This is a genomic window from Peribacillus simplex, from assembly GCF_001542915.1.
Lineage (GTDB): Bacteria > Bacillota > Bacilli > Bacillales > DSM-1321 > Peribacillus > Peribacillus simplex_B.
Map to the genome: position 1 here is coordinate 1 of NZ_LNNH01000001.1, position 7,707 is coordinate 7,707.

Annotated in this window: 8 protein-coding genes; 5 read left to right on the top strand and 3 right to left on the bottom strand. The window is 37.2% G+C overall.

Annotated elements, in window-relative coordinates:
• Positions 1–141: 141 nt before the first annotated feature.
• Positions 142–270, bottom strand: a complete 129-nt coding sequence (locus AS888_RS26575) for a hypothetical protein (RefSeq protein ID WP_260320049.1) — start codon at positions 268–270, stop codon at positions 142–144.
• A 1,525-nt stretch (positions 271–1,795) separates the two neighbouring features.
• On the opposite strand from AS888_RS26575, the gene AS888_RS00005 reads away from it, so the two are divergent.
• Positions 1,796–2,374: a tyrosine-type recombinase/integrase gene (locus tag AS888_RS00005; RefSeq protein WP_061140158.1), complete on the top strand. Its 579-nt coding sequence runs from the start codon at positions 1,796–1,798 to the stop codon at positions 2,372–2,374.
• Positions 2,375–2,600: 226 nt separating this feature from the next.
• Here the strand turns inward: AS888_RS00005 and AS888_RS00010 are convergent, their stop codons facing one another.
• Positions 2,601–3,137 (bottom strand): hypothetical protein, encoded by a 537-nt coding sequence (locus AS888_RS00010; RefSeq protein WP_061140159.1) that lies wholly within the window; start codon positions 3,135–3,137, stop codon positions 2,601–2,603.
• Between the two features lie 443 nt (positions 3,138–3,580).
• Between AS888_RS00010 and AS888_RS00015 the strand changes: the two genes are divergently transcribed.
• Positions 3,581–4,417 (top strand): hypothetical protein, encoded by an 837-nt coding sequence (locus AS888_RS00015; RefSeq protein WP_061140160.1) that lies wholly within the window; start codon positions 3,581–3,583, stop codon positions 4,415–4,417.
• Positions 4,418–5,122: 705 nt separating this feature from the next.
• On the opposite strand, the gene AS888_RS00020 is transcribed toward AS888_RS00015, so the two are convergent.
• Complete coding sequence (locus AS888_RS00020; protein WP_061140161.1) at positions 5,123–5,722, bottom strand: hypothetical protein; 600 nt, start codon at positions 5,720–5,722, stop codon at positions 5,123–5,125.
• 185 nt (positions 5,723–5,907) lie between these two features.
• On the opposite strand from AS888_RS00020, the gene AS888_RS00025 reads away from it, so the two are divergent.
• From AS888_RS00025 to AS888_RS00035, 3 genes are all read left to right on the top strand, one after another.
• A complete protein-coding gene (locus AS888_RS00025) occupies positions 5,908–6,582 on the top strand; it encodes a hypothetical protein (RefSeq protein WP_061140162.1) in 675 nt (224 codons plus the stop codon).
• A gap of 14 nt (positions 6,583–6,596) precedes the next feature.
• On the top strand, positions 6,597–6,881 hold the full coding sequence (locus AS888_RS00030) for a hypothetical protein (protein WP_260320050.1): 285 nt from the start codon (positions 6,597–6,599) through the stop codon (positions 6,879–6,881).
• A gap of 73 nt (positions 6,882–6,954) precedes the next feature.
• Positions 6,955–7,224: a hypothetical protein gene (locus AS888_RS00035; RefSeq protein ID WP_061140164.1), complete on the top strand. Its 270-nt coding sequence runs from the start codon at positions 6,955–6,957 to the stop codon at positions 7,222–7,224.
• Positions 7,225–7,707: the final 483 nt, after the last annotated feature.

Here is a 7,707-nt window from a genome sequence, read left to right on the forward strand (position 1 = left end):
TTTTGGAAAGAATCATAATAGTAATAAGGAAGGTGAGTGGGAAATGGCTTTAACGACCATGTTTAAAGTCCGAGTGCTGGGAACACAACCATAATCACCTTCCAAGGGTCCGTGGCTTCAGTTACGAGTTATCGTGGGAAGTTACATCATTGAAAACTTGAAGATGAGGAGAACAAGGTTTCCGAGTATTACAATCCACTCGAAAGTCTTCTTCAGCTTATCTTCTCGTTTTTCAATGAAGTTGCGCAATTTCTTTACAACATTTTTCATTGAATTACCACCTTACAAAACTGTCGTAAGGTCGTCCTTGGACTGTAAGGATAATTCTAACATATTCCTTCATCCCAGCACATAAGTTCCTGTCATTTGGAGTCCGATGGGATTTTGCCATTGGAAATTTCTTTGTGGATATCTCTATTATTCTCAAATTCATAGATTCTGATAACCCAATCGTATCATTGCATTTACCAAATGTTTAACTGTTAGAAGAAAAAAATTAAAAAAATTTTCAGCTCATACAGCCCATGGTGATCCATGGTAAATAATCCACACCCCATCCTAATACAGTCACGGGGATCCCCCTAAAATAATTTCTCCTATATCATAATCACAGCGAAACGAGTAGAGTAAGTAACTACTTAGCGATAGATAAATTGCGTAGAATCACCTTCAGCGACATGCGTTTCAGAGTCCCCTCACAATTTGCACCTCAATTAGCATTTTAGAGACCGGCTGCTGTTTATGGTTAGGGTTATTTACCAATTAATACCATATAAAACTTCCGAAAATGACCCGTGTATTTTCCACCCAGCAGTCCGACCGGAGGGAGGTACCCACCTCCCCCATGGTACCCTTCGGTTATTCCATTCCTTTCCTATAGGTTAGGCCTTGAGGGAGGTTACATCCTGCCCGCGTAGGTCCTTGACCTCTAATCTAATTACTTATTCTAATTCAACTGTATTCAATAGTGCAGGGTGCGTCCTGCATTGTACATGGCTAGGGAGATATGGCCCCGTAGTGCGTTCCTTGCTTGGGTTGTGGTATGTGGCCATCCATACCTTATCATTACGTACATGGTGGTGCTGGTATGGGCGTATGCCCTCCCCGCCGTATTAGCGACCTTAGTACGGCTATATAAGGGCCTATAAGGGGGCAAATACGCGCTTTACTTATTGGGTGGTAATTAACTTAGCATTTTTAATTAGAATCCCTCAGAGACCGCCTGCAGAGTGTTATATATCGTATAAAGAAAAAGACCTGCAAAAAAAGACCCCTATAAAAGAGTCCTTTTTTTTCTGTCCCGTCTGATTAATAGATATATCATGACCCCGTAAAAAGCTAGGGTGCCAATTACCTTCATTGACGTTACCACCATAGCGCTTGCGATTGCTAAGAACATTTCCAATAAAACCAATTCCACAAAAACCCCTCCCCCTAAATTTTCTTTCCAATAACTATGTCGCGCTACATGTCATTTCCGGACAGGTAAATAGCCCTTACTTTATATGACGCACGACTTACGGTTTACGCGCACTCTATAATAAATAATAAGAACGAGATTAAGAAGTCGCGCACCCCCACTTATTTATTGCGGATTTTTCCCTCTTTAATGTCCCGTATCCATTCCAGAAATTCATCTCACAAATTGCATTATGTAACTTAATACATAAAAAGTTACATTCATTTACCTTTAAACACTAGACTTGTCCGATTATAGGTGATATTCTATTCCTATCATAAAATATGTTACATTCAAAAAGTTGATTTTATTGGATTATAGGGAAGAGGAATTTACATGACTACAAAAAAGACAGTTAACAAGAAAGATGAAATTAAGGACGTACAGCCGATACGATCATTAGAAAAGATTGAGGATATGAAATGGGCGCTAAAACGCCAGTCGGAAAGAGACTACATAATGTTCTTGCTAGGGATCAATACGGGGTTAAGGGTAAGCGACTTGCTAAATCTAAAATTGAAGGACCTCAAAGGAAAGAAGAAACTTACTGTTAAGGAAGGTAAGACGGAAAAGAAGCGTGATATTCAGTTAACTAACATCTATGAGGAATTAAACGAGTATATCAAGACGCTGGAAGACACTGAATGGCTTTTTCCTAGTCGTAAAGGGGAGAAACCTATAAGCAGAATACAAGCGTACAGGGCCTTGAATAAAGCGTCTGATACGGTCGATATGCCGGATGGAATCGGTACTCATACTATGAGAAAAACATTCGGGTACTGGTACTATAAAAAGAGTAAAGACGTGGCTAAACTACAGATGATACTTAATCATTCGCACCCAGAAATCACGTTAAAATATATAGGAATTACTGACGAAGAAATCGAAGACAGCTTAAATGACTTTGTACTATGAGGTGGGGCAATAGCTTCCCACCTTATTTGTGCATATAGGAAGGGTGAGGTCCGTCCTACCCTTAGAGCCATAAGGGATTATGTGAAAATTAATATTCCGGATGCACAGTTTATCACAACCATTCGAGGGCTATCCTGAGGTGGAAAGTAGCTGTTTGATAATAGGAACAAACGTTCTATATTGAATGGCAGCAGGTAAAAAAAACACCCGTATTGGGTGCTAGTCGTTACATGAATTTTTGACTGATTAATCCCTCTTTAAGTATAGGGTATTCCACTTCAGCCAGCTCATCATACACACTGTTAATCTCAATGATTACAGATTCTTCAAATGACTTTCCGAGAATATCAGCATAATTTAAAGATAGAGAGCCTTTTATATTTTTCTCTATACATTCGGAGAAATCCAATTGAATTTGTAAATCATCCCTTTGTGTATCATTACTTCTAATCTCTTTAACAGAAACTTTTACACCAGCTGAACCTTTCCAACCACCTTCAATTGAACTCATCACTCTATTGAAACCTATATTTATAACCTCAAGTTGAATAATTTTTTCTAGTCTCATCTCAGAAATTAAATTTATTCTAAACACAGGTTTAACCATTATATGCCTTTCAAACTCTAATTCCTTATTAGCCTTCCTGTTTTGGAGTGTAGTGATCATTGCAGTGAAGGCCGCAACTACAGTTCCAAGAGCACTTAATATTTGAAAGTAATCAACCATCGAAAGAGATGATTTGCTCTCTAAAATAAAAATCATTGTATTCCCCCGTTTCTCCTATTTTAATCCGGCGGAAAGAGAATTAACTCCTCCATTATACCTGTTCCGATATATAGTAACGAATCCCTTTGTTGCTAAAATTTGTTGCCTTATGTCGTTTGAAAGAGTTAGAATAATAGATAATAAAATACGGACGAAAATGAAAAAAAGTCATTTTCCGTTTAGAGGATTGCCGTCCCCTAACCATAATGGAAAATGACTTACCCTGTTTCAAACCTCTCACAGTAGAACAGGTAAAATACTACAATTCAATTAGGTCTATTATATACGGGTGACAGAGGAAAATTCAACCGATATTATATAATTTTATTTGTTACTAGGCCCCTAAAGTGTATTTTACCGCGCGTTTCTAACTGGATTGATTGGTTGGGAGTGAGGTAAAGTACACTTTTCTTTTTGTCCTCAAATTGGAGGAAATTATAATGGCTCAAATGATTCAAGTACCTTACGACTACAGTATTATCGTTCCATCAGCGACAGCACAGGCTGTTCAAGAAAAGGGCAATGAAAATCCTATTTCACTGGAAGCATTGGGTCTACTAGTTAACTTGCTTTCCTATCCGACAAAATGGGAACTACATAAGACTGAACTGTATAAACGATTCGGCAAAAATAAGGAAACATCCGTTAAATCAGCATGGAACGATCTCATGAATGCTAACTACATAATCGAATTTAAGTATCGTTCAGGTAGGAAATGGGAATTCGTCTACTACTTCCGAAAAGTACCGTTTACTTCCGAGGAAAAGGCTGAAATCCTTGCTAATGCTGAAAAAGAATACGGGGAAATTTGGGGACTTGATTTTCAAGACCTCAAAATGGAGACCTCAAAACCCAGAGGTAATCAAAAGACTATATTAAATAAAGATCCTATACAAAATTTTAATAATAATAATATAGATAACATTGATGATGATAAGCGAACTTTCCCTACGGGAAAAGATTCAGCTATACATAACGAGGAATCTATTAATTCAATAATTCATAATTTTAGAGAAGCAACTAAGGATGAGTTATCGGATAGAAGTTTTAAAGCTATAGTTCGAAAAGTGGTCGACAAGTACAATCAAGGTAAGGTTACTAGTTTTAGGGATTACTTAGCTACAGCACTGACCCAAAAAATTGAAGAACTAGAATTAAGGAGACAGAAGAACACCCAAACCAAACTAAAGCCAGTAGAATCTCAAATCAAAGAACCTAGAACGAATATCCCTAAAGCACCGAAGTATACATTGGCAGATGTGCTAGAAAATATGTAGGGGTAGAACAAGCTATAGACTTAGCTAAAAAAGAGCATAGATTCTATCAAGATTGGGCAACGCGAGGACAAATAAAATAAGCCCCTGTACAGCTATTAACTGTACAGGGGCGGTATTGATCCGTTCGAAATATATAATTTTATTTATGTATCTTGCTTGCGCTTGCCTTCGCTATCGGCTCGGCAACATCTTTAACTAATCAATCTATTATTAATAGTCTGCTTAGGATTATTTAGGTTTTTAGATATATTAGGAAAAGTGGTTTTCTTTTCCGGCGAAGCCGTATGTTTTGTTCTTTTATATTGTTGTTATAGTTATTATCTTTAAGTCCCTATATAGTAGTCTGTTAAATACAGGCCAAAAACAGGGTGCTTTTTTCATGTAATTTATTCCAAAACCCTCTATCCCTTGTGGCTGTAGGGCTTATGGGATTTAATAACTTGAAAAAAGTTTCAAAAAAAACCTGTAAGGATTTCTATAGTTAGGTACCCAATTCATTAATCACACCGTCTTGTGATTAACCCTTGTGACTAATAAAAAGTGTGAACCCTTTGTATCATTGGATTTCTAGTTTTTTAAAGTCACAGTGATTAATAAGGTTGTTATACTGGCATTTATCGTCTGGATTACATACAGATGGTTGTGATTATTAAATGTATTGACTTACAAATTTTAGGCTATGTAGTTTGGCAGCCGGACACTTTCTTACTTGTATTTATCAACCAAATCAAGGATAGCAATTTCAATGAGATCGGATTTGTTGAATTTCTGTTGGTCTGCGAACCTGTCCAGTAAGGCTCCAACTTCCTCATTTATTACAATTGTCTTCCGTACTTTCTTACCTTTTTCTAAAGTGACAATCCTCTGATAAAGGTCATCTCTACTTCCATGGTTATCCTGTTTCTCATCAAGTACATATGCCCTTATGAGTTTCTTTAATATCGCTTTTTCTTCCGGTGTGAAATCCTGTTCACTTTCACTTCTTCCTCTGTTCACATCAAATACAATAGGTTGTGAACCTGCGGGTGAAGTCTCTTTCACTTTGGGTGAACTGGCGGGTGAAGTACGTTTCACCTTAGGTTGACTAGATTTAGATTCAACGAACTCAAACACTGATTTATAAATAGGTTCTTCCCCTTCACCTATATAGTACCAGCCCTTTTGTCCAGAGTTACGATACTCATACCCAGCATTGTGTAACGCTTCTTTTAACTTTTTTTCACCAATACCAACCTTCTCTTTTGCAATCTTGGCTATTGTATTCCCGGTTATAGATAAGTCTGCTAATACCTCTTTTATTTTCATGATTCACATCCCTTTCACACACTATTACCATATATTATTTCACATATTCTTCATGCTTGTGTGAATTACCTTTAGGAATTATATATGAATTGAAAAATTGCTGTCCTAATTTAGTCTTGAGTTGCAAGTTCCTTTTTGAGGTGGTTATCAGAGCCACTAAAAATCGAATTCAAGGAGGAATTTAAATGTTGAAAATTGATAGGTCAGAAGTGGATAAAGCCATTGAAAATATGGTGATGTTCACGCGAACTGAGAAAGTATTAGCAGACTACGAGGAAGAGAAACAGGTATTAGTAAAACGGGAAAATGGACTTAATGAACGGATGATCCAGCTTCAGGAACAGCATGCACAGTTATTAGTGGATAGGGAGGTGACAAGGGACAATACATCCGACTATATCTATTTATCAAAACAGCTTACTAGTACGGATGAAGATATGAAGATAATCATATCCCTACTGGAACAATCGAAAGAAGATTTCAAAGCACTAAAACAGAAGCATTTACCAATTATTCGAAATAGCTTCAGCATGGAAATATCAGCAAAATCAGAGTTCCCTGTTAATGAAGTTGTGGATCTAGTGAAGTATGAACTGCTTACCGCTATTGCTGACTATGCGAGTGAGGTTTCGAGACAGCAAGCTCCACTAATGCCGGCTATCTATGAGTTTTTGCATGATGAAGAATTGATGGAAACTAACAGAGGATTTAGACGGGCTTTTGATTATGATAAGGCATCTTTAACCTATTGGGCAGGACTTAGCAAGTCGGTCATTTCTAAAAATGAAATCCATTCGGCATGTGGTGGAAACCTTCCAAGTGGATTAACAAAACCTAAAGAAAAGGACGTGGCGAAATGACTCTATTAAATGCAATGAAATGGGACCCGAACGTATTAGAAGAATTGAAAAAGGGTAACAGATCGGTCTTACAAGGACTACCGTCTGTATTGATCCTACAGTATGGTCTAGCCCTGCAAAAGGAATTATTAGGGGAAGATTACGTCACTCCTAGTCCAATTGATGATAAGGCATTGGAACGTTCCGTAATGGAACGATTAAAAGATACAGGAATTAAAGAGGAAATTCTAAAGCGTATTGAAGCTGAGAACAAGGCGTTTGATGAAAAGGTTGCATTGGCCAAGGGAATTGAAAGATAAAAAATAAATACGGAATACGCCACTGGCCATACGCTAGTGGCTTTTTTCTTATGAAAAAGGGAGAAAGAAACTAATGGAGTATACTAAGCAACGAAATACCAATGCTATGAGACTACCTACATCAGGAAATGGACATGCATTTTATTACTATATAAAACCTACAGTAAGGAATTGTAAGTGTACTTTTCCGGATGGCTCGATTTATTGGCAACGGGTTGTACCTATTGAAAAATACAGGGTATTTAAAAGTGAACCTGACAAACTTTATTTAGATGAACAATGTACTATTTCGGCAGGAATTACACGTAAAGAAAAGATTCAGCAAGCAAAGCAGTTAGGGTAAGGACTAAGTCAAACTAGTGGCCAAGTAATAGACAAAAAGGATGCTACTCAATAGTAATAGTAGCATCCCAAATAGGTATTTATAGATAACTCTAGGTAACACTAGGTAATACCAGATGTCACTTAATACAACAGAAAATGTTTTAAAATGAAATGCTCTTATGCTAATATTAATATTAACCTATCAGTTGAAAAGTTAATCTGGGAGATTAATTGTGATAGGTTTTTCGGAGGAGGATCCGAAACCTTAGGACCTGTGGGAAGGTTAAGTTTTCGGAAAACCACGCGTAAGCAATTTCTTTACATTCAAAATTGAATTTAAACCTTACAGAGAAAAAGCGATGGTGTGGGAACCGTGGCTTTTTTTCGTTTAAGCATACTATTTTTTGGAAAGAATCATAATAGTAATAAGGAAGGTGAGTGGGAAATGGCTTTAACGACCATGTTTAAAGTCCGAGTGCTGGGAACACAACCATAATCACCT